Source organism: Kitasatospora sp. NPDC059795, assembly GCF_042732175.1.
Taxonomy (GTDB): domain Bacteria; phylum Actinomycetota; class Actinomycetes; order Streptomycetales; family Streptomycetaceae; genus Kitasatospora.
The window spans coordinates 51,882-71,941 of the sequence record NZ_JBHWID010000015.1 but is presented as its reverse complement, the minus strand read 5'-3'; the positions used below and the strand labels follow the sequence as shown (position 1 = coordinate 71,941).

Here is a 20,060-nt window from a genome sequence, read left to right as displayed (position 1 = left end):
CCTTGTTAGCGTCCTCCCACCGCCCCGGAGCGCCGCTCCGACCGGGCGGGTCAACCAGGCACATCATCAAGGGAGTTGTCATGATCGTAGTGACGGGCGCGACCGGCAACGTCGGCAGTTCGCTGGTCCGGATCCTCGCCGCGGCGGGTGCGCGGACGACCGCGACGTCCCGGAACATCTCCGCCGCCGACGTCCCGGACCACGTGCCCCACCGCCGCGCCGACCTGGCCGACCCGCACGCCCTGCGCGCGGTCTTCGACGGCGCCGAGGCCCTGTTCCTGCAGAACGGCGGCCCGAGCGCCCACCTGCTCAACCCCCGCGACATCCTGGACGTCGCAGAGGCCGCCGGCATCCGGCGCGTCGTCCTGCTGTCCTCGCAGGGCGTGGCGACCCGCCCCGATTCGCAGTCCCACGGAGCGGTGGCCCTCGCGTTCGAGGACGCGGTGCGGCAGTCGGGCCTGGCGTGGACGATCCTGCGGCCGAGCGGCTTCCACTCCAACGCGTACGCCTGGGCCGAGTCGGTCCGCACCCACCGGACGGTCGCCGCACCGTTCGCGGACGTCGCCCTGCCGCACATCGACCCGGACGACATCGCCGAGGTCGCGGCACTCGCCCTGCGAGCCGGCGACCACGACGGCCACGACGACCACGACGACCACGACGGCCGGATCTACGAGCTGACCGGCCCGTCCGCCACCACCCCCCGCCGGCAGGCCGAGGCGCTCGCCGACGCCCTCGGCGAGCCCGTCCGTTTCGTCGAGCTGACCCGCGACGAGGCGCGGGCGCACCTGCTCCGCCTCATGCCGGAGGCGGTCGCGGACACCACGCTGAGCATCCTCGGCGACCCGACCCCGGCCGAGCGGCGCATCAGCCCGGACGTCGAGCGCCTCCTCGGCCGCGCCCCTCGCACCTTCGCCGACTGGGCGCAGCGCTACGTCGCCGCGTTCAGGTAGGCCTTCGCCATCGCCTCGAACACCCGCTTGCGCTCCCACCGCTCGCCGTCGTCATCCAGCAGGCGCACCACGCCGTAGGAGCCCACGTCGCGAGGCCCGGGCTTGTCGTAGGAGGCGTAGGTGTACCAGAAGGCGCTGTCGATGCCTTCCTCCTCGAAGACGTCGAGCAACTCCTCCAGGTACCGCACCTGTTCGCTCTCGTCGGCCACGGCGTCGGCCGGTACCTGCCACGCCGTCCCGCCGCGCTCGCCGGCCGTGCGGTAGGCGCAGGTGCCGAACTCGGTGACCGCGACGGGCTTGCCGTGGCTGCGCGCCTCCCGCAGCTGCTCGCGGTACTCGGCGGCGTTCTGCCCGGACCGGTACGCGTCGAGTCCCACCAGGTCGAACGGCGTACAGTCGATCGGCTCCCACGACCCGGCGGCGTAACCGACCGGGCCGCCGAACTCCCCGCGAACGGTCGCCGCCACCTCACCGAGGAAGTCGTTCAGCCGTTCCGGAACGGGCCCGAGGGACAGCCACCAGTCCAGGTCGGCGGTGGTCATGGCGTGCAGCCGGTCGAGGTGCGTCGCGCCGGGCAGGAACCCCTCGGCGAAGACGCTGAGCTCGCACCCGGCGACGAACACCACCGGAGCGCCGTTCCGCCGCAGCGCCTCCGACCGCAGCGTCTCGGCCCGCCGCGCGCAGTCCGCGAAGAACGGCAGCAGTCGAGCGGGCGGCAGGTCCGCGGGGAACGGCGAGTACCACACTTCCAGCCCGACCTCGCTCGCCACCTGTGCCGCCACGTCCAGCCGTTCGGGGTCGCCGCCGGTGATCCGTACCGCCCGGCAGTGCAACTCCTCGGCGATCACCGCGAGTTCGCGACGCACCTGGGCCGGATCGAAGTGCCGCCGGGTGAGCCGCTCGCCGCCGAACGTGCCGGTGTCGTAGGTGATGCCGAGCGTGCGCGTGCTCATCGTCGCTCCGCCTGCGCGAAGCCCCGCTCCAGCAGGTCGAAGGCGAGTTCGACCTCCTGCTCCAGAGCGCGGCCCGCCCGCCCGTCCGGGTCTCCGCCGACCAGGCGGGCGAAGTGGCGTTCCTGAAGGACGGCCAGCGAGGCGGCGATCTGGGCGGCCATCAGCGTGCCCGCCGCTTCGCCGTGTTCCTCGGCCAGGACGTCGGCGAGGGCCTGGCGCTGCCGGTAGCGGAGGCTGTCGGCGGCGGCCCGCAGCGCGGGGCTGGCCTGGATCACCCGGACCCGGGCGAGCAGCGCGAGCAGGTCGGCGGCGGCGACCGGACCGGCCGCCAGGGCGCGGTGGTGCGCGCGCAGCGCGGCGAGCGCGTTCTGTCCGTCGGCGCGTCCGGCGACTGCGGCGGCCAGGTCGTCGCCGGCGACTCCGTCGAGGACCAGCGCCTCCTTGGTGGGGTAGTAGGCGAACAGCGTCGCCCGGGCCACTTCGGCGGCCCGGGCGATCTCGCCCATCGTCACGTCCTCGAAGCCGCGCTCGTCGAACAGGCGCAGCGCCTGCTCGGCGATCCGCCGCCCGGTCCGTTCCTTCTTCATTTCCCGCAGTCCGACCATCCGATCACCCTACGCTGGACCGAGTACAAAACCATACTCGGTCCGGAATTCGCGCAGCGGCCCGGATCAGCCCACGGACCGGATCAGCCCCGCCGCCAGGCCCGCCGCGACGGCCGACGTCCGGGAGTCGACGCCGAGCTTGTCGTAGATGTGCACCAGGTGGGTCTTCACCGTCGCCTCGCTGATGAACAGCCGCTTGGAGATCTGCCGGTTCGGCAGCCCCTCGGCGAGGAGTTGGAGGATCTCGGCCTCGCGCGGGGACAGCGTGGGGCGGCCGGCCCGGACGCGGCCGAGCAGGCGGGCGGCGACGGGCGGGGCGAGGACGGTCTCGCCGCGCGCGGTGGCGTGGATGGCGGCGGCGAGGTCCTCGGGCGGGGCGTCCTTGAGCAGGTAGCCGGTGGCGCCGGCCTCGACGGCGGCGAGGATGTCGGCGTCGGTGGAGTAGGTGGTGAGGATGAGCACGGCGGGCGGGTCGGGCAGCGCGGTGACCCGGCGGGTCGCTTCGACGCCGTGCATGCCGGCGCCCATCTGCAGGTCCATCAGGACCACGTGCGGGCGCTGCTCGGCGGGCAGCGCGGCGAGCAGGTCGAGCGCGGCGGCCCCGTCTGCGGCCTCGCCGACGGCGGTGACGTCCGGCAGGTCGTCGACCATGGCGCGCAGGCCGCGCCGCACCACGGGGTGGTCGTCCACCACCAGCACCCGGATCACCGCAGCACCCCCGCGAGCCGCAGGCGCAGCGCGGTGCCGCCGCCGGGCCGCGCCGGAGGGGCCTTCGGCTCCTCGGCGGGCGACGCGGGCGGGTCGATGGCGCGCAGCGGCAGCGTGGCGGCGACGGCGGTGCCTTCGCCGGGGGCGGATTCGACGGTGAGGGTGCCGCCGAGCGCGGCGATGCGTTCGTGCATGCCGTGCAGGCCGAAGGAGCCGGGGGTGGGTGCGCCGGCCGGGTCGAAGCCGGTGCCGTCGTCGTAGACGTCGAGGGTGACGGTGTCGTCGAGGTAGCCGAGGGTGACGGCGATGTGCTGGGCGGCGGCGTGCCGGACGGCGTTGGCGAGGGCTTCCTGGGTGAGGCGCAGCAGCGCGACCTCGGCCTCGACGGGCAGCGGGTAGGGCTCGCCGTCGAGGTGGAAGGCGGCGTCGGCGCCGTCGGCGAGGCGGCGCAGCGCGTCGGCGAGGGTGGTGTCGTCGAGCGCGGGCGGGGTGAGGGCGTGGACGAAGCGGCGGGCCTCGGCGAGGTTGGCGGAGGCGGTCCGTTCGATGTCGCGCAGCAGCGGTGCGGCGGCGGGCGCCGGGGAGTCCGGCAGCGCGGCGGCGGCTTCGCGGGCCATCAGGACGATCCCGGACAGGCCCTGGGCGAGGGTGTCGTGGATCTCCCGGGCGAGGCGTTGGCGTTCGGCGAGGCGGCCGGCTTCGCGCTGGCTGGCGGCGAGTTCGTCGCGGGTGCGGACCAGGTCGTCGATGAGTTGCTGGCGGGCCCGGCTCTCCCGGTAGAGGGCGGCGTAGCCGTAGGCGGTGAGCAGTGCGACGACGACGCCGGCGAGCGGGCCGAGAACCTTGGCGGTGGTGAGGCCGCCGGGGGTGGTGGCCTGGGCGGCGATCACGGCGGCGGTCATTCCGGCGACGGCGGGCAGCGCCCAGCGCGGCGGCAGGGCGTGCAGGCAGACGAAGTACAGCGGGAACGCGAGGTAGCTGAACTCGGGGTGGTGCAGGGTGAGTTCGATCCACAGCAGGGCGACCGCCAGCAGCCAGGCGATGCCCATCGCCCGCGATTCGCGCACCGGGCGCAGCACTCCGCCGGCGGCGTACGCGGCCGCGAGTGCCCCGGCGAAGGCCCAGCCGGCCGCGTCGAGTGCGCCGTCGGCGGCGGCGCGGACCAGCAGTACCGCGAGCAGGGTGAAGAACAGGCCGTGCACGGCGAGGTTGGCCAGGCGCAGCGCGGGCGTCGGCCCGACGGGCGAGCGGTGCGGTTCGACGGCGGGGGGCGGTTCGGTACGGGGCACGCTGTCCGAGGGTACGGGGCGGGGGCGGCCGGTCGGCGCGGCGCGGCATCAACCGTTCGATGGATTTTCGGCTGCACCTCTCGGACGGTGCGAAGTCCGCCGTCTCCCTGATGGCAGGGCGGGCGAAAACCGCGAGGGTTGAGTGGTCTCGTCCGCTGTCCGTCGGAAGGTTTCCCGTGTTCGTCGCCTTGCGTGACATCCGTTTCGCCCGTGGGCGCTTCGCCCTGATGGGTGCGGTGGTCACCATGATCACAACTCTGGTGGTGTTCCTGTACGGCCTGACCGGCGGGCTGGCCTCGGCCGCGTCCTCGACGGTCGCCGAGCTCCCGGCGGACGGCGTGGTGTTCGGCGCGCCGGCGGGCGCTGACGCGGAGGTGTCGTTCGCGTCCAGCACGGTGACGGCCGCCCAGCAGGAGCGGGTCGCCGCGGCCCCGGGCACCACCGCCGTCCACCCGCTGGGCGTGGCGATGACGCGGCTCACGGCGCCGGACGGCGCGGCCTCGGTGAGCGTGCTGGGCACCGACGCGGCGCTGCTGCCCCCGCTGTCGGCGGGCGCGGCCCCGAAGGACGGCGAGGTCGCCGTGGGCGCCGACACGGCCTCCGCGCACCACCTCTCCCCCGGCTCCCAAGTCACCCTCGGCTCGCAGAAGTTGACGGTCAGCGCGGTCACCGCCGAGCGTTCCCTGTCGCACGCGCCGAGCGTGTGGACGACCGTCGACACCTGGCAGCAGGTCTCCGGCCAGAAGCAGCCCACCGCCCTCGCGGTGCGCGGCACCCCGCACGACCTGCCCGCCGACCTGAAGGCCGTCTCCCGGGGCGACGCGCTGTCGGGCATCAACGGCTACTCGGCCGAGCAGGGCAGCCTGCAGCTGATCCAGGGCTTCCTGTTCGCGGTCAGCGCCCTCGTGGTGGGCGCGTTCTTCACGGTGTGGACGGTGCAGCGCCGCCCCGACATCGCGGTCCTCAAGGCGGTCGGCGCGTCCAGCGGCTACCTGGTGCGCGACGCGCTCGCCCAGGCCGCGGCCGTGCTGCTGGCGGGCTCGCTGCTCGGCGGGGCGATCGGCGCGCTCGGCGGGGCGTTCGCCTCGGCGGCGGTGCCGTTCGACGTGAGCGTGTCGACGGTCGCGGTGCCGGTCGCCGCGATGGTGCTGCTCGGCCTGGCGGGCGCGGCCCTCGCGGTCCGCCGGATCACCGCCGTCGACCCGCTCGCCGCCCTCGGCGCCAACCGCTGACCGCCGCCCCCGACCACCGAAAGGCCCGCGCCATGACCACCACCACCGCCGTCCGCACCGGCCTCGCGCTGCGCGGCGTCACCCTCACCTACCCCGACGGCGAGAGCCGCCTGGTCGCCCTCGACAACGTCGAACTCACGGTCGCCCCTGGCGAGTTCACCGCCATCGCGGGCCCGTCGGGCTCCGGCAAGTCCAGCCTGCTGGCGGTCGCCGCGACGCTGCAGCGCCCGGACTCCGGCCAGGTCCTCGTCGACGGCGTGGACGCCGGCGCGCTCGGCGACCGGGAGCGGACGACGCTGCGCCGCGAGCGCCTCGGCATCGTCTTCCAGCAGTCCAACCTGCTGGCCTCGCTCACCGCCGTCGAACAGCTCCTGGTCCTCGAATCCGTCCGCGGCCGCCGCCCCGAGCGCGCCCGCCGGCGCGCCGAGGAACTCCTCGACTCCGTCGGCCTCGCCGCCGCCAAGCAGCGCCGCCGCCCCCACCAGCTCTCCGGCGGCGAACGCCAGCGCGTGAACATCGCCCGGGCCCTGTTCGGCAACCCGTCGGTCCTTCTCGTCGACGAGCCCACCTCGGCCCTCGACCACGAACGCGGCGCCCAGGTCGTCGAGCTCCTCGCCGACATCACCCGCACCCACAACACCGCCACCGTCATGGTCACCCACGACCGCGACCTGCTGACCCGCACCGACCGCACCCTGGAGATGCACGACGGCCGCCTCACCCCCCGCTGACCCGCCCCCGGCGCGGCCCCGACGGCCCACCCGTCACCGCCGCGCCGGACTTCGGCGTCCCCACCCGGGCCGACCCGCCAGCCACTCCCCGAACACCCGGGCCCCGGCCCCGCCCGACCGCCCGCGCCGCGTCCGACCGGCCCTGCACCTGCGTCCGCGCCGCGCATCCCCACTGCCCGCAGACCCCGCCCGCCCCCCACAACCGACCACCCACCGAAACTCTCCCCCGCCCCCGGCAACCGACGCCGCCCCGACGGCCCACCCGTCACCGCCGCGCCAGGCTCGGCATCCCCACGCAGGCGGACCCGCCAGCCACTCGCCGAACGCCCAGGCCACAGCCCGGTGTCCGCCCCCCGCCCACCGGACCCGACAACCGACACCGCCCCGACCCCGCCCGACCACCCACGCCGCGTCCGACCGCGCCTGCACCTGCGTCCGCGCCACGCATCCCCCACCGCCGCAGACCCCGCCCGACCCCCACAACCGACCACCCACCGAAACTCGCCCCCGCCCCCCGGCAACCGACGCCGCCCCGACGGCCCACCCGTCACCGCCGCGCCAGGCTCGGCATCCCCACGCAGGCGGACCTGACAGCCACTCGCCGAACGCCCAGGCCACAGCCCGGTGTCCGCCCCCCGCCCACCGGACCCGACAGCCGACACCGCCCCGACCCCGCCCGTCCGCCCGACCGCCCGGCCACCCGGCCGCGCATCCCCCACCGCCGCAGACCCCGTCCGACCCCCACAACCGACCACCCGCCGAAACTCGCCCCCGCCCCGGCCGCGCCCACCGACCCGGCAGCCGCGCTCACGCAGCGTCGCGGGCCCACCGTCAAGTCAGCTCGCGGCCTCCCACCGCACCCCCAGCAGTTCCCCCAACGCCCGCTCCCCCGCCGCCGTCACCCGCACCGCCCGGCTGTCCGGCCGCCGCTCGACCCACCCTTCCGCCAGTGCGTGCGCGCACAGCGCGGCGCCGACCGCGCCGGCCAGGTGGGGGCGGCGTTCGGTGAAGTCCAGGCAGGCCCGGACTGCGGCGCGTCGGCCGGGGCCGACGGTGACGCCCGCGGCTGCCAGCCAGTGCGCGCCGGCGGCGGTGAGGGCGAGCCCGTGCCGGTCGTCCAGCAGGCCCAGAGCCGTCATCGCCTCGGTGACGGTGACGCCCAGCGCCCCCGCCAGGTGGTCGTAACAGGTCCGGGCGCGGGCCAGCTCGCCACCCCGCCGTACGCCGCGCAGCGAGCCCGCGGCGACCCCGACCCCCGCCACGCCGCCGAACTGGGCGAGCGATTCGACGAGTTCGGCCGCGGCGGGCCCGGCGAGCCGCAGGTAGCGGTGGCGGCCCTGGCGTTCCTCGGCGAGCAGCCCGGCTCCGACCAGCCGGTTCAGGTGGCTGGTCGCGGTGGGCGCCGCGACCTTCGCGTGCCGGGCGAGTTCACCGGCCGTCCAGGCCCTGCCGTCCAGCAGCGCGAGGCAGATCGCGGCCCTGGTCGGGTCGGCGAGCAGGGCGGCGGTGTCGGCGAGCCGGCGGGCGCTGAGCGGGGTGTCCACCCGTCCATGGTGCCGCGCCGACACTTCGGTCCGGACCGAACCGTCCCCGCCCTACGGTCGACGCCATGCACCGCACCACGCACCACACCGCCGCTCCGCACCGCACCGGCGCGCCGCACCGCGCGATAGAGCCGCACATCCTCTACTTCGGCACGCCGGTCGTCCTGCTGAGCACGGTCGACGCCGCCGGCGTGGTCAACCTCGCGCCGATCTCCTCCGCCTGGGCGCTGGACCGCACCGTCGTCCTGGGTCTCGGCCCGGACGGCCGGACCTCCCACAACCTCGCCGCCCGCCCCGAGCTGGTGATCAACGTCCCCGGCCCGCAGCTGTGGCGGCAGGTGGAGCGGCTCGGCGACACCACCGGCCGGCCGGACGCGGCGCACTTCGTCCGCGACAAGTTCGCCCACGCGGGCCTGACGCCGCAGCCCGCGGAACTGGTCGCGCCGCCCCGGGTCGCCGAGTGCCCGCTCCAGTTGGAGGCCCGGGTCGCAGATCTGCGCAGCGACGCCACCGGCGAGTTCCTCGTCGTCGAGGCGCACGTTCTGCGGGTGCACGCAGCCGAGTCGATCACCGTCGCCGGCACCGACTACGTCGAACCGGCGGCGTGGAGCCCGCTGGTCTACAACTTCCGCCACTACTTCGGCCTGGGCGCGGAGCTCGGCCACTCCTCCCGCAGCCGCACACCCCGCCGCCCCACCACCTGACCGCCAGCGCCCAACCGCCCGACTGCCAGACCGCCCAACCGCCCGACTGCCCGCCCGTCAGCGCCCAACCGCCAGCGCCCAACCGCCCGTCAGCGCCCAACCGCCCGACTGCCCGCCCGTCAGCGCCCAACCGCCAGCGCCCAACCGCCCGTCAGCGCCCAACCGCCCGACTGCCCGCCCGTCAGCGCCCAACCGCCCGTCAGCGCCCGACCGAGCCCTGCTCGCCCTCCGCCCACAGGTGGCGGACGTGGCTGAGGTGGCGGGTCATGCACTCCTCGGCGGCCTTGGCGTCGCCGGTGAGCAGCACGTCCAGCAGTTCGAAGTGCTCCTCCGCCGACGAGACCAGCTCGCCGCGCTGGTCGAGCCGGTTGAGGCCGTACAGGCGGGAGCGCTTGCGCAGGTCGCCGACGGTCTCGACCAGGCGGGTGTTGCCGGCCAGGGCCAGCAGGTCGAGGTGGAACTGCCGGTCGGCCTCCAGGTAGCCGATCAGGTCGTGCTTGCGGGCGGCCGCGACGATCGCCTCGGCCTGCGGGCGCAGCGCCTCCAGCTGTTCGGCGGTGGCGACGCCGGCGACCCGGCCGACCGTCGGGACCTCGATCAGCGCGCGGATCTCGGTGTACTCGTCGAGGTCGCGCTCGCTGAGCTCGGTGACCCGGAAGCCCTTGTTGCGGACGGCCTCGACCAGGCCCTCGCGGGCCAGGTCGAGCATCGCCTCCCGGACGGGGGTGGCGGAGACCCCGAAGTCGGCGGCCAGCGCGGGCGCGGAGTACACCACGCCCGGGCGCAGCTCGCCGGAGATCAGTGCGGCACGCAGGGCGTGGGCGACCTGGTCGCGCAGCCGCTCCTGGACGGAGATGAGGTTGCGGGGCTTCAGGTCGGACATGGCGTTCCTCCGGGGTTTCAACAGAGCCCCATTGTACAATGTCACGTTGCGGAGAGTGAACGCCTTGATCCGTTTCCGTCGAATCCGCTTACGTCGCGGATCCACTTCCGCCGGCTCCCGCGCGGTCGTACTGCGCCGCCGCCACCGCCAGATCCTGCCAGGCCATGCCGACGCTCTTGAAGAACCTCGGCCGATCATGACGGACAACAGCCGTTCCGGTCACCAGTTCTGACAGATTATTCATCCGTTCCTCGGCCGCCCCGGCCATCAGAAGGTCCCCGGCCTCCCGCCGGGCCACCGCCCGCGCCTCCACGAACAGGTCCGCGCGGCCCACCAGTTCGGCGTCCACCTCGCGCGCGTCCGGCTCGTGCGAGCCGACCGCCGCGACCACCGCGCCGTCCGGCACCAGCCGGCCGTCGAACAGCGGGGTGCGCGCCGTGGTGCAGCACACCACCACGTCCGCCTCCGCCACCGCCTCCGGCCCGCCGGCCACCGCCTCCAGGCCCGACTCGCGGGCGTAGAGCACCAGTTCCTCGGCCGCGTCGGCCCGGCGTGCCACCACCGTCACCCGTTCCAGCGGCAGCACCGCACGCAGCGCGTCCACGTGTCCGAACGCCTGCGGTCCCGCGCCGAACACCACCAGGTGCGCGGCGTCCGGCCGCGCCAGCGCGCGCAGCGCCAGCGCCGTGACGGCGGGCGTGCGCAGCGCGGTGAGCGCCGCGCCGTCCAGCAGGGCCAGCGGCTGCAGGGTCGGGCCGTCCAGCAGCAGGTAGCTGCCGGTGATCCGGGGCAGCCCGGCCGCCGGGTTGGCGGGCGCCACCCCGGCGATCTTCACGCCCGCGAACCCGCCCGCGGCGGCGGGCATCATCAGCAGCTCCCCGGCGGGCACCGGCACCGCCGACCGCGGCGGGCAGCTCTCCACGTCCAGCCCGGCCAGCAGCACCCGCTCCAGCGCCTCGACGGCCGCCTGGTGGTCGATCGTCAACTCCAGCGTCGGCCTCACAGCAGGAACCCCGCTCCCAGCGAGTCGTCGGCGTCCAGCACGAACTGGTGCTCGCCGGTGCGGTGCGCGGTGCCGGTGACCTCGGTGACCACGCCGCCCGCCTCCTGCCCGCGGACCCGGCCGGTGAACACCGTCCCGATGATCGAGTCGTGCCGCAGGATCTGCTCCGGCCACAGCGCCCCCTCGTCCGCGAGCAGCGCCAGCCGGGCGGACGTGCCGGACCCGCACGGCGAGCGGTCGATCTGCCCGTCCGCGAAGACCGTCACATTGCGCTGGTACGGCCCCGACGGCGTGTCGGGCAGCTCGTCGTACAGGATGACGCCGTAGACGCCGTCCCGGTGCTCGGCCAGCACGGGGTGGCCCTCCAGCGCGGCCCGGATCTCGCGCCCGGCGGCGGTCAGCGCGGGCAGCTGGTCGGGGACGACGGACAGGCCCAGCGCGGCGGCCGGCAGCGACGCGTAGACCGCGCCGGAGTCGGCGAGGTCGACCGCCACCGTCGTGCCGGAGACGGCCAGTTCGACCTTCCGCGCCAGCACCCGGGTCGGCACGTTGCGGAACGTCACCGCGGTCGTCCGGCCCTCCCGCCGGTGCACCGTCGCGCTCACCCGGCCCGACGGCACGTCGATCCGCACCAGCGCCGTCCCGTCGTCCGGGGCCGGCACCCGCCCGGTGTCCACGGCCCACGCGCCGAGCGCCATCGTCCCGTGCCCGCACGCCGTCGAGTACCCGTCCTTGTGCCAGAACAGCACCCCGAAGTGCGCCTCGCTGTCGTCCGCCGGGACGACGAACCCGCCGTACATCCCGGCGTGCCCGCGCGGTTCCCGGGTCAGCAGGCGCCGCGCGTCGTCCAGCGCGCTGCGCCGCGGCGCCGTCGCCTCGCCGCCCGACCCGATGACGATCGCCCGCCGCTCGGCGACCGAGTCCCCGGGCACGGGCGGCAGCCCCCCGGTGACGATCCGGAACGGCTCACCGGCCGTGTGGTAGTCGGTGGTGGTGATGTTCATCAGCAACTCCATGACGTGACAACGGAACTGGACAAGGAACGGTCGCCGTCGGGGGGCGCGGGCAGCGTGCCCGCGCCCCGGCCGACGGCGCGGCTGTCAGTACTCCTCGGCCGGCAGCACGCTCACCGTCCGCGAGGCCGTGTAGAAGTCCAGTACCGCCTGTCCCTGCTCCCGCGCCCCGTACGACGCGGCCTTCGCGCCGCCGAACGGCAGGTGGAAGTCCACGCCGCTGCTCGGCGCGTTGATCCGGATCATGCCCGCGTCCAGCCGGTCCGCCGCCGCCAGCGCGACGTCCAGGCTCCGCGAGTGCACGGACGTCGACAGGCTGTGCCGCGTCCCGTTGGCCAGCGCGATCGCCTCGTCCAGGTCGGCCGCGCCGATCAGCACCGCCACCGGCCCGAAGAACTCCTCGCTCGCCAGCGGGTGTTCGCCCGGCACGCCTTCCAGCAGCGTCGGCTCCAGGTACCAGCCCGCGAGGTCGTCGGCCCGCGTCCCGCCCGCCAGCACGGTCGCGCCGGCGGCCTTCGCGCTGTCGATGGCGTCGGTCAGCCGCTCCAGCGCCTGCCGGTTGATCACCGGCCCGCACACCGCGCCCGCGCCCGCCGGGTCGACCGCCCGGATCTGTCCGAGGGCCTTCGCCAGCGCCTCCGCCAGCGGTTCGTAGGCGTCGCCCACGGCGATCACCCGGCTGGTCGCCGTGCACTTCTGCCCCGCGTATCCGGCGATCGCCGACGCCAGGTGCGCGGCCGCCTGCGCGATGTCGGCGTCCGGCAGCACCAGGGCCGCGTTCAGCCCGCCCATCTCCGCCTGCACGGGAATGCCCCGCTCGGCCGCCGCCGCGACCACCAGTCGGCCGACGGCCGTCGAGCCGGTGAACGAGATGACGTCGACGCCGCCGACCAGCGCGGCCCCTTCCTCGCCGCCGCCCGGGACGACCGTCAGCACCCCGTCCGGCAGCCCGGCCAGCTCGGCGAGCCGCAGCGCGCACGCCGTCGCCTCGGGGGCGGGCTTGAGCACCACGGTGTTGCCGACGGCCAGCGCGGGCGCGGCCTTCCAGGTCGGGATCGCCAGCGGGAAGTTCCACGGCGTCACCAGGCCGGCGACGCCGTACGGCCGGCGACGCGTCAGCAGCAGGCCCTGCCCGGCGGCCGGCTCGTGCACCTCGCCCGACGCGGCGAACGGCGCCTGCGCGTAGTACCGCCAGATCGCGACCGTCCGCGCCACCTCGCCGCGCGCCTCCGCGAGCGGCTTGCCGACCTCGCGCACCGTCAGCGCGACGAGCTCCTCGGCCGCCGCCTCCACGGCCGCCGCGGCCCGCCCGAGCGCAGCCGACCGCCCGGCCGCGCCGAGCGCCCACCACTCCCGCTGGGCGACCCGCGCCCGCGCGATCGCCTCCTCAACTCCCGTGGCTCCCACGGCCGTTGCCGAGACGACGAGATCCTCGGGCGAAGCCGGGTTGTACGAGTCGATGGTGCTCACGATCAGAAAAACCTCTCACTAGAAGAACCGCCGGTACAGCCGAACGAGCAGGCGGGTCGAATCGGGGCACGGAGGACGGACGCCACGCCCGACTCCGCCGAGTCGCACGCCACGAACCCGCGCCGCCGCCCGTACCCCGGTCCCACCCGCCTGCTCACTCCCCCATCCCCCACTACCCCACGCGCGCTACAGCAGGAACCCCGCCGGGAACGGGTCCGTCGGGTCGAGGAAGTACTGCGCCGTCCCCGTCACCCAGGCCCGCCCGGTGACGGTCGGCACGACGGCGGGCAGGCCGGCCACCGTGGTCTCCTCCACCAGCCGCCCGATGAACGTCGTCCCCAGGAAGGAGTCGTTGCGGAAGTCCGCCCCGATCGCCAGCTCGCCCCGCGCGTGCAGCTGCGCCATCCGCGCCGAGGTCCCCGTCCCGCACGGCGAACGGTCGAACCACCCGGGGTGGATCGCCATCGCGTGCCGCGAGTGCGTCGCGTCCGAACCGGGCGCGAGCAGCTGGACGTGGTGACAGCTGTGGATCGACGGGTTCTCCGGGTGCACCGGCCGGTGCTCCTCGGAGGCGTTGATCGCGTCCATCATGGCGAGCCCGGCCGCCAGGATCTCGTCCTTCCGCTCCCGCTCGAACGGCAGCCCGAACTGCTCCAGCGGCAGGATCGCGTAGTAGTTGCCGCCGTACGCGAGGTCGTACGTCACCGTCCCGTACCCGGGCACGTCGATCTTGCGCTCCAGCGCGGCGGAGAACGACGGCACGTTGCGGATGGTGACGCCCACCGCGGCCCCGTCCCGCACCGCGACCTCCGCGACCACCAGGCCCGCGGGGGTGTCCAGCCGCACCGTGGTGACCGGCTCGACCACCGGCACCATCCCGGTCTCGACCAGCACGGTCGCGACCCCGATCGTGCCGTGCCCGCACATCGGCAGCAGGCCGGAGACCTCGATGTACAGCACGCCGAAGTCGGCGTCCGGCCGGGTCGGCGGCTGCAGGATCGCGCCGCTCATCGCGGAGTGGCCGCGGGGTTCGTACATCAGCAGCGTGCGGAAGTGGTCCAGGTGCTGCTGGAAGTGGGTGCGCCGCTCGGCCATCGTGGCGCCCGGAATGGTGCCGAAGCCGCCGGTGATGACGCGGGTGGGCATGCCTTCGGTGTGCGAGTCGACGGCGTGGAAGACGTGGCGGGTCCGCATCGCGGTGTTCTCCTGACGGCTGGTGGTCCGGCCCGGACCGTGCGCCCCCGAGGTCGCCGGTCCGGGCCGGTGCTTGGAAGGGAGGGCCTACTTGTGGCCCTCGGCGAGCGCCTTCTCGGTCGCGGCGCGCACGGCGGCCTCGATCTCGGGGCGCAGCGGCAGCCGCGGGGCGCGGGTGGGTCCGCCGTTGCGGCCGGCCAGGTCCATGGAGAGCTTGATGGCCTGGACGAACTCGGTCTTGGAGTCCCAGCGCAGCAGCGAGTGCAGCGACTTGTAGAGCGGCAGCGCGGTGGCCAGGTCGCCGGCGACGGCGGCGTGGTACAGCTCGGAGCAGGTGGCGGGCAGCGCGTTGGGGTAGCCGGCGATCCAGCCGACCGCGCCGGCGACGGCGAGCTCCAGCAGGACGTCGTCGGCGCCGATCAGCAGGTCGAGCTCGGGGGCGAGCTCGGCGATCTCGTAGGCGCGGCGGACGTCGCCGGTGAACTCCTTGACGGCGACGATGTGCCCGGCCGCGTGCAGGTCGGCGAGCAGCGCGGGGACCAGGTCGACCTTGGTGTCGATCGGGTTGTTGTAGGCGACGATCGGCACGCCGGCGGCGGCGACCTCGGCGTAGTGGGCGCGGACGGCGTCGTGGTCGGCGCGGTACGCGTTCGGCGGGAGCAGCAGCACGGAGCCGGCCCCGGCCTCGCCGGCCTGCTCGGCCCAGCGGCGGGATTCGGCGCTGCCGTAGGCGGCGACGCCCGGCATCACGCGCGAGCCGTCGCCGGCCGCCTCGACGGCCGTGGTGACGACCTTGGCGCGCTCCTCGGCGGTGAGGGTCTGGTACTCGCCGAGCGAGCCGTTGGGGACGACGCCGTCGCAGCCGTTGTCGATCAGCCAGCTGACGTGCTCGGCGTAGGCGTCGTAGTCCACGCCGCCGTCCGCGCGGAACGGCAGGGTGGTGGCGACCATGATTCCGCGCCAGGGGCGGGCGGGGTCGTGGGCGGTGCGAGTCACGGGGGTCTCCCTCGATATGATGTGTGACATTTTACAAATCCTCGACGAGGACGCAAGGCCCTCGCCGACGCTCTACTCGGAGAGTTCCGACGACCCGTCCTGCTCGGCCAGCTGGGCCAGCGGAACGGGACAGGACAGCGGTCGGCTGTCGGGCCGCCCGAGCGGGCCGCCGGACAGGCAGGCCACGGCGGGCCCGCACATCCGGCCCTGGCACCAGCCCATGCCGGCCCGGGTCAGCAGCTTGACGGTGCGGGCGTCGGCCGCGCCGAGTTCGGTGACGGCCTCCCGGACGGCCCGCGCCGGGACTTCCTCGCACCGGCAGACGTCGGTGTCGTCGGTCACCCAGCCCGTCCAGTCCGGCCCGGGCGCGTGCGCGGCCGCCATCAGCGCGGCGAACGCCCGCCGCCGCCGGCGCGCCGCCAACTCCTTGGCCGGAGCCGGTCGTTGCGCCACCGAGTAGGCGGCGAGCACGCCCTCGGCGAGCGCCAGGTCGGCCCCGCCGACGCCGCAGGTCTCCCCCGCCGCCCACAGTCCGGGCACGGTGGTGCGCTGCTGGGCGTCCACCTTCAGCGCGGCGGTGCCGTCGGCGGTGGTGACGGTGTCCGCGCCGAGTTCGACGGCCAGGTCGATCTGCGGGACGAGTCCGTGTCCGACGGCGATCGCGTCGCACGCGATCCGCCGCTCGGTGCCGGGCACCGGCTTCCACCGGGCGTCCAGCCGGGCCACGGTGACGCCGGTGACCCGGTCGCTGCCGTGCGCCTCGACGACGGCGGCCCGCAGCCGCAACCGTACCCCGTGCCGCAGCAGCCGCCGCGCGTGGTCGGCGCCCTCCGCCAGCTTGCCGGGGTTGCCGGCGAGCACCGGAATCCCGCGGGCGTACCCGAGGTAGCCGGTCGCCTCGACGATCGCCGGAACCTTCGCCCCGGCGGCCGTCAGCGAGGACGCGGCCGCCAGCAGCAGCGGGCCGCTGCCCGCCACCACGATCCGCTTCCCCGGCAGCACCAGGCCGGACTTCAGCATCGCCTGCGCCCCGCCGGCGCTCACCACGCCGGGCAACGTCCAGCCGGGGAACGGCAGTTGACGCTCGTACGCACCAGTCGCCAGCAGTACGGCCCGGGCCTCGACGGCGACCCGGTCGCCGCCCTCCGGCCCGCGCGTCGCGTGCAGCGTCCAGCCGTCCGCACTCCGCTCGGCGGCCCACACGTGGTGCCCGGGCAGGTGGTCCACCAGCGGGGTCGCCCCCAGCCGCTCGCGCAGCCACTCGAACGTCCGCCAGCCGTGGTGCAGCCGGTCCGGCCGCGCCGCGCCGAGCTCCGGCGCGGGATGCCGGTAGTACTGCCCGCCGAGCTGCGACCCCGCGTCCACCAGCGCCACCCGCAGCCCCAGCCCGGCCGCGGCGTCCGCCGCCGCCAGGCCCGCAGGCCCCGCACCGATCACCGCGAGGTCGTAACCCACCCGCTCAGACCGCGAGTTCACCATGGCCGTGCCCTTCCTGCGTGGTCACCACGTCGCCGTCCTCGGCCGGCACCAGGCACAGCCGCTGGTTCGGGCGCCCGTTCACGGTCGCCAGACAGTCGAAGCACTGCCCGATCCCGCAGAACGCCCCTCTGGGGCGCCCGCCGACCCGCGTCACCCGCCAGGCCACCACGCCGTCCGCCCACAACGCCGCCGCCAACGTCTGCCCGGGCAGCGCCGCAACCGCCCGCCCGTCGAACAGAATCGACCGCGCCGAGCCGGGCTCGGCGCCCACCAATTCGAGCGGATCCACGCTCACACCTCCCAAACAGCCCCGAACCACCGCACACGACAACCCCCGCACACCCACCGCCGGCGCCCGGCGCCCGGCCGCCCGCGCACCCCACGCGCAACGCCCGTCCCCCGCCCGCGCCGACCGGCGCCGGCAGCGCCGCCACCTACTCGGCTCCCGAAGCCGGACCCGAGCCGCCGGAACCCTCGTCCGCCCCCTCGAACCGCTCCGGCCGGAACGGCGAGAGATCGAACCCGACGTCCTCGCCCGCCAGTTGGCGGCCGATCAGCAGCCCCGTCGCCGGCGCCAGCCCGATCCCCGCCCCCTCGTGCCCGCACGCGTGGTACAGGCCCGGCACCCGCACGTCCTGCCCGATCGCCGGCAGGTGGTCCGGCAGGTACGGCCGGAACCCCCGGTAGGCCCGCTGGACCGCCACCGTCCCCAGCACCGGGAACAGCGCGACGGCCTGCGCCGCGAGCCGCCGCAGCACCTCCACGCGCAGCGTCCGGTCGAACCCGACCCGCTCCCGGCTGGCGCCGATCAGCACCGGCCCGGCGGGCGTCCCCTCGACCACCGCCGAGGACTGCAGGTCCGCCGACCCGGACGCGACGTCCGCCACGTAGTCCGCGGCGTACACCTTCCGCCGCACCACCCGCGGCAGCGGCTCCGTGACCAGCACGAACCCTCGCCGCGGCAGCACCGGCAGCCGCACCCCGGCCAGCTCGGCCACCGCGCCGCCCCAGGTGCCGGCCGCGTTGACCACGGCGGGCGCGGCGAGCTCGCGCCGCTCGGTGACGACCCCCGCGATCGACCCGTCCAGGCCGCGCCGCAGCGCCGTCACGGCCTCCCCGAGGTACCGGTCCGCACCGGAGGCCCGCAGCAGCTCCGCGGCCGCCAGCGCGGGCTGCACCTGCGCGTCCTGGGGGTACAGCACCCCGCCGGGCAGTCCCTCGGCGAGGTGCGGCTCCAGCTCCCGCAGCTCCGCCCCGTCCACCGCGACGGCCTCCACCCCGACCCGTCGCTGTTCGACGGCGAACCGGTTCAGCGCGTCCAGCCCGGCCGCCCCGGAGGCGACCACCAGACCGCCCTTGGCCTCGTACTCGACCTGCTCGCCGAGCGAGTCCGCCAGCTCCCGCCACAGCTCGGTGGAGAGCAGCGCCAGGTCGAGTTCGGGCCCGGGTTCCTTGTCCGAGACCAGCAGGTTCCCCTCGCCGGCCCCGGTGGTACCGCCGGCCACCGGCCCGCGGTCGACCACGGCCACCCGCAGCCCGGCCCGGGCGGCGTAATACGCGCACGCCGCGCCGACCACACCCGCACCGATCACCACGACGTCGTAGGAGGTTCGCTTCAACACGTCAGTAATATGTCACATGTCCAGAATCACCGACAAGCCCACCCCCTCCCGGCTCGCCCGAAAAGCCGCACCCGGGAACGCCGAACGGCCCCGGACCGTCAGGTCCGAGGCCGTCCGCACGGCGATCCGCAGGAGCGCGATCAGGTGATGTCGTCGTGCCGCGCCGCCTGCACCGGCTCCGCCGCGCCCACCGCCTCCGCGTCCTCGACGGCGTCCACCGTCAGGTCGACCTCCGAGGCCTCCTCGTCGCTCAGCAGCGCGTCGGGGTTGCGGGCCAGCTTGCGCTTGTCGTTGAGCAGCGCGACGCCGACCGCCAGGAAGTACAGCATCCAGATCGGCGCGGCCAGCGCCAGCATCGACAGCGGGTCGGCGGACGGGGTGGCGAACGCCGCGAACACGGTGATGCCCATCACCATGGCCCGCCACCAGCCCAGCAGCCGCTTGCCGGAGAGCACCCCGATCAGGTTCAGCATGACCAGGAACAGCGGCAGCTCGAAGCCCAGGCCGAACACCAGCACCATGCGGGTGATCAGGTCCAGGTAGGTCTCGACCGGCACGATCGCCTTGACGCCGTCCGCGATGAAGCTGATCAGCATCATCGCGGTGGTCGGCATGATCACGTACGCGAGCACCGCGCCCGCCAGGAACAGCGGGGTGCCGAGCGCCAGAAACGAGACCGAGTAGCGCTTCTCGTGCCGGTGCAGGCCGGGCGAAACGAACTTCCACAGCTGGTACAGCCAGACCGGGGTGGCGGCCACCACACCGGCCGTGAGGCTGACCTTCAACGCGATGGTGAACGGCGTGGTCAGGCCGATGGTGGAGATCTCCACGCAGTGCTTCATGCCCTCGGGCAGCTCCCCGCCCGGGCCGCACGCCGGCAGCGGCTCGATCAGGAAGTGCACCAGCTCCCTGCTGTAGAACGCCGCGGCGATCGTGAACACGATGATCGCCAGCAGCGACTTGACCAGCCGGTTGCGCAGCTCCCGCAGATGGTCGGCCAGCGCCATCCGCCCCTCAGGGTCCTTGGGCGCTTTGGTCGTCTTGCTCAACCCGGTCCTCGAATCGTGCGCTCGTCAGTGGTCGGAGTGGTGCGGGGCAGCCCTGCGGTTCAGGCCGCCCGGTCGGTGCGGGAGGCGCCGGGAGCGGTCTTGACCACCCGCTCCGGCTCGGCGGCGGGAGCGGGTGGAGCGGCGGGCGTGCCGGCGGCACCGGCCGTGAACTCGCCGCGCAGCGCCTTGCCCTCGCTCTTCAGGATCCGCAGGGACCGCCCGAGCCCCCGCGCCGCGTCGGGCAGCCGCTTGCCGCCGAACAGCAGCACGGCGAAGACCACGACGATCAGCAACGAGGCGGGGTGTGTCAGGATCCGCATCGCAGCACCACCTTCCTTGTCCGGGAGATCCAGGAGGTCCGGGAGATCCAGGGAGGCAGAGCTCCCCCTCTGCGGGCGATGGTAGCCGCTCGGGGTGTCGCGCCGGGAACCCGGTCCCCACCACCGGCGACCCGGGCCCCCGCGCGCTCAGCCCTTCTCGGCGGCCCGCTGCAACGCCGCGACCGCCCCGTCCACCTCACGGGTCAGCGCCCGCGCGTCCAGCCACAGCCGGACCGCGAGCACCCCGAGCACCAGCAGCCCGGCGGTGGACAGCAGGACGGCGCCGACCAGGGTCCAGTTCATGTGCGGGGG

Annotated in this window: 21 protein-coding genes; 4 read left to right on the top strand and 17 right to left on the bottom strand. The window is 75.0% G+C overall.

Translation table 11 applies throughout. The features are described from left to right. Window positions 1-80 precede the first annotated feature (80 nt). Complete coding sequence (locus ACFV4P_RS27245) at window positions 81-953, top strand: NAD(P)H-binding protein (protein WP_380475405.1); 873 nt, start codon at window positions 81-83, stop codon at window positions 951-953. Here the strand turns inward: ACFV4P_RS27245 and ACFV4P_RS27240 are convergent. The 4 genes from ACFV4P_RS27240 to ACFV4P_RS27225 form a co-directional block, all read right to left on the bottom strand. Further along, the gene (locus tag ACFV4P_RS27240; RefSeq protein WP_380475403.1) at window positions 932-1,906 is read right to left on the bottom strand and encodes a hypothetical protein; all 975 of its coding nucleotides are present in this window, start codon (window positions 1,904-1,906) and stop codon (window positions 932-934) included. The genes ACFV4P_RS27245 and ACFV4P_RS27240 overlap by 22 nt on opposite strands. Then, window positions 1,903-2,493 (bottom strand): helix-turn-helix domain-containing protein, encoded by a 591-nt coding sequence (locus ACFV4P_RS27235; protein ID WP_380475401.1) that lies wholly within the window; start codon window positions 2,491-2,493, stop codon window positions 1,903-1,905. Before ACFV4P_RS27235 ends, ACFV4P_RS27240 begins: the two co-directional genes overlap by 4 nt. Window positions 2,494-2,577: 84 nt before the next feature. After that, on the bottom strand, window positions 2,578-3,219 hold the full coding sequence (locus ACFV4P_RS27230) for a response regulator transcription factor (protein ID WP_073808597.1): 642 nt from the start codon (window positions 3,217-3,219) through the stop codon (window positions 2,578-2,580). Further along, window positions 3,216-4,508, bottom strand: a complete 1,293-nt coding sequence (locus tag ACFV4P_RS27225) for a sensor histidine kinase (RefSeq protein WP_380475399.1) — start codon at window positions 4,506-4,508, stop codon at window positions 3,216-3,218. The genes ACFV4P_RS27230 and ACFV4P_RS27225 overlap by 4 nt, the downstream gene beginning before the upstream one ends. A gap of 245 nt (window positions 4,509-4,753) precedes the next feature. Between ACFV4P_RS27225 and ACFV4P_RS27220 the strand changes: the two genes are divergently transcribed. Together ACFV4P_RS27220 and ACFV4P_RS27215 are read left to right on the top strand one after the other, a co-directional pair. Next, window positions 4,754-5,740 carry an FtsX-like permease family protein gene (locus ACFV4P_RS27220; protein ID WP_380475398.1) on the top strand — a complete coding sequence of 329 codons (987 nt, stop codon included), beginning with the start codon at window positions 4,754-4,756 and terminating at the stop codon, window positions 5,738-5,740. A 32-nt stretch (window positions 5,741-5,772) separates the two neighbouring features. Beyond that, window positions 5,773-6,471, top strand: coding sequence for an ABC transporter ATP-binding protein (locus ACFV4P_RS27215; protein ID WP_380475396.1), 699 nt, complete (start codon window positions 5,773-5,775; stop codon window positions 6,469-6,471). Window positions 6,472-7,307: 836 nt separating this feature from the next. Here the strand turns inward: ACFV4P_RS27215 and ACFV4P_RS27210 are convergent. Next, on the bottom strand, window positions 7,308-8,015 hold the full coding sequence (locus ACFV4P_RS27210) for an ArsR/SmtB family transcription factor (RefSeq protein WP_380475394.1): 708 nt from the start codon (window positions 8,013-8,015) through the stop codon (window positions 7,308-7,310). Window positions 8,016-8,080: 65 nt separating this feature from the next. On the opposite strand from ACFV4P_RS27210, the gene ACFV4P_RS27205 reads away from it, so the two are divergent. Further along, entirely contained in the window at window positions 8,081-8,719 is a 639-nt protein-coding gene (locus ACFV4P_RS27205) for a flavin reductase family protein (RefSeq protein WP_380475392.1), read from the top strand. A gap of 199 nt (window positions 8,720-8,918) precedes the next feature. On the opposite strand, the gene ACFV4P_RS27200 is transcribed toward ACFV4P_RS27205, so the two are convergent. From ACFV4P_RS27200 to ACFV4P_RS27145, 12 genes are all read right to left on the bottom strand, one after another. Beyond that, entirely contained in the window at window positions 8,919-9,602 is a 684-nt protein-coding gene (locus tag ACFV4P_RS27200; RefSeq protein WP_380475390.1) for a GntR family transcriptional regulator, read from the bottom strand. An 88-nt stretch (window positions 9,603-9,690) separates the two neighbouring features. Next, window positions 9,691-10,605, bottom strand: a complete 915-nt coding sequence (locus tag ACFV4P_RS27195; protein ID WP_380475388.1) for an ornithine cyclodeaminase family protein — start codon at window positions 10,603-10,605, stop codon at window positions 9,691-9,693. Continuing rightward, window positions 10,602-11,609 (bottom strand): proline racemase family protein, encoded by a 1,008-nt coding sequence (locus tag ACFV4P_RS27190; protein WP_380475386.1) that lies wholly within the window; start codon window positions 11,607-11,609, stop codon window positions 10,602-10,604. Before ACFV4P_RS27190 ends, ACFV4P_RS27195 begins: the two co-directional genes overlap by 4 nt. Window positions 11,610-11,705: 96 nt before the next feature. Then, window positions 11,706-13,088, bottom strand: a complete 1,383-nt coding sequence (locus tag ACFV4P_RS27185) for an aldehyde dehydrogenase family protein (protein ID WP_380475385.1) — start codon at window positions 13,086-13,088, stop codon at window positions 11,706-11,708. A 186-nt stretch (window positions 13,089-13,274) separates the two neighbouring features. Further along, entirely contained in the window at window positions 13,275-14,282 is a 1,008-nt protein-coding gene (locus ACFV4P_RS27180) for a proline racemase family protein (protein ID WP_380475383.1), read from the bottom strand. A gap of 87 nt (window positions 14,283-14,369) precedes the next feature. Further along, window positions 14,370-15,308, bottom strand: coding sequence for a dihydrodipicolinate synthase family protein (locus tag ACFV4P_RS27175; protein WP_380475381.1), 939 nt, complete (start codon window positions 15,306-15,308; stop codon window positions 14,370-14,372). Window positions 15,309-15,350: 42 nt separating this feature from the next. After that, window positions 15,351-16,757 carry an FAD-dependent oxidoreductase gene (locus ACFV4P_RS27170; protein WP_380475379.1) on the bottom strand — a complete coding sequence of 469 codons (1,407 nt, stop codon included), beginning with the start codon at window positions 16,755-16,757 and terminating at the stop codon, window positions 15,351-15,353. Further along, complete coding sequence (locus tag ACFV4P_RS27165; RefSeq protein ID WP_380475377.1) at window positions 16,738-17,046, bottom strand: (2Fe-2S)-binding protein; 309 nt, start codon at window positions 17,044-17,046, stop codon at window positions 16,738-16,740. Before ACFV4P_RS27165 ends, ACFV4P_RS27170 begins: the two co-directional genes overlap by 20 nt. 145 nt (window positions 17,047-17,191) lie before the next feature. Continuing rightward, a complete protein-coding gene (locus tag ACFV4P_RS27160) occupies window positions 17,192-18,379 on the bottom strand; it encodes an NAD(P)/FAD-dependent oxidoreductase (protein ID WP_380475375.1) in 1,188 nt (395 codons plus the stop codon). 140 nt (window positions 18,380-18,519) lie between these two features. Continuing rightward, entirely contained in the window at window positions 18,520-19,428 is a 909-nt protein-coding gene (tatC, locus tag ACFV4P_RS27155; protein WP_380475373.1) for a twin-arginine translocase subunit TatC, read from the bottom strand. A 59-nt stretch (window positions 19,429-19,487) separates the two neighbouring features. After that, a complete protein-coding gene (locus tag ACFV4P_RS27150; protein ID WP_380475371.1) occupies window positions 19,488-19,748 on the bottom strand; it encodes a twin-arginine translocase TatA/TatE family subunit in 261 nt (86 codons plus the stop codon). A 147-nt stretch (window positions 19,749-19,895) separates the two neighbouring features. After that, a complete protein-coding gene (locus ACFV4P_RS27145; RefSeq protein ID WP_380475369.1) occupies window positions 19,896-20,051 on the bottom strand; it encodes a hypothetical protein in 156 nt (51 codons plus the stop codon). Window positions 20,052-20,060: the final 9 nt, after the last annotated feature.

Coding starts and splice junctions, on each gene's coding strand:
- ACFV4P_RS27245 (WP_380475405.1), top strand. CDS start 81: ATGATCGTAGTGACGGGCGCGACCGGCAACGTCGGCAGTTCGCTGGTC.
- ACFV4P_RS27240 (WP_380475403.1), bottom strand. CDS start 1,906: ATGAGCACGCGCACGCTCGGCATCACCTACGACACCGGCACGTTCGGC.
- ACFV4P_RS27235 (WP_380475401.1), bottom strand. CDS start 2,493: ATGAAGAAGGAACGGACCGGGCGGCGGATCGCCGAGCAGGCGCTGCGC.
- ACFV4P_RS27220 (WP_380475398.1), top strand. CDS start 4,754: ATGATCACAACTCTGGTGGTGTTCCTGTACGGCCTGACCGGCGGGCTG.
- ACFV4P_RS27215 (WP_380475396.1), top strand. CDS start 5,773: ATGACCACCACCACCGCCGTCCGCACCGGCCTCGCGCTGCGCGGCGTC.
- ACFV4P_RS27205 (WP_380475392.1), top strand. CDS start 8,081: ATGCACCGCACCACGCACCACACCGCCGCTCCGCACCGCACCGGCGCG.
- ACFV4P_RS27200 (WP_380475390.1), bottom strand. CDS start 9,602: ATGTCCGACCTGAAGCCCCGCAACCTCATCTCCGTCCAGGAGCGGCTG.
- ACFV4P_RS27190 (WP_380475386.1), bottom strand. CDS start 11,609: ATGAACATCACCACCACCGACTACCACACGGCCGGTGAGCCGTTCCGG.
- ACFV4P_RS27180 (WP_380475383.1), bottom strand. CDS start 14,282: ATGCGGACCCGCCACGTCTTCCACGCCGTCGACTCGCACACCGAAGGC.
- ACFV4P_RS27175 (WP_380475381.1), bottom strand. CDS start 15,308: ATGTCACACATCATATCGAGGGAGACCCCCGTGACTCGCACCGCCCAC.
- ACFV4P_RS27170 (WP_380475379.1), bottom strand. CDS start 16,757: ATGGTGAACTCGCGGTCTGAGCGGGTGGGTTACGACCTCGCGGTGATC.
- ACFV4P_RS27150 (WP_380475371.1), bottom strand. CDS start 19,748: ATGCGGATCCTGACACACCCCGCCTCGTTGCTGATCGTCGTGGTCTTC.
- ACFV4P_RS27145 (WP_380475369.1), bottom strand. CDS start 20,051: ATGAACTGGACCCTGGTCGGCGCCGTCCTGCTGTCCACCGCCGGGCTG.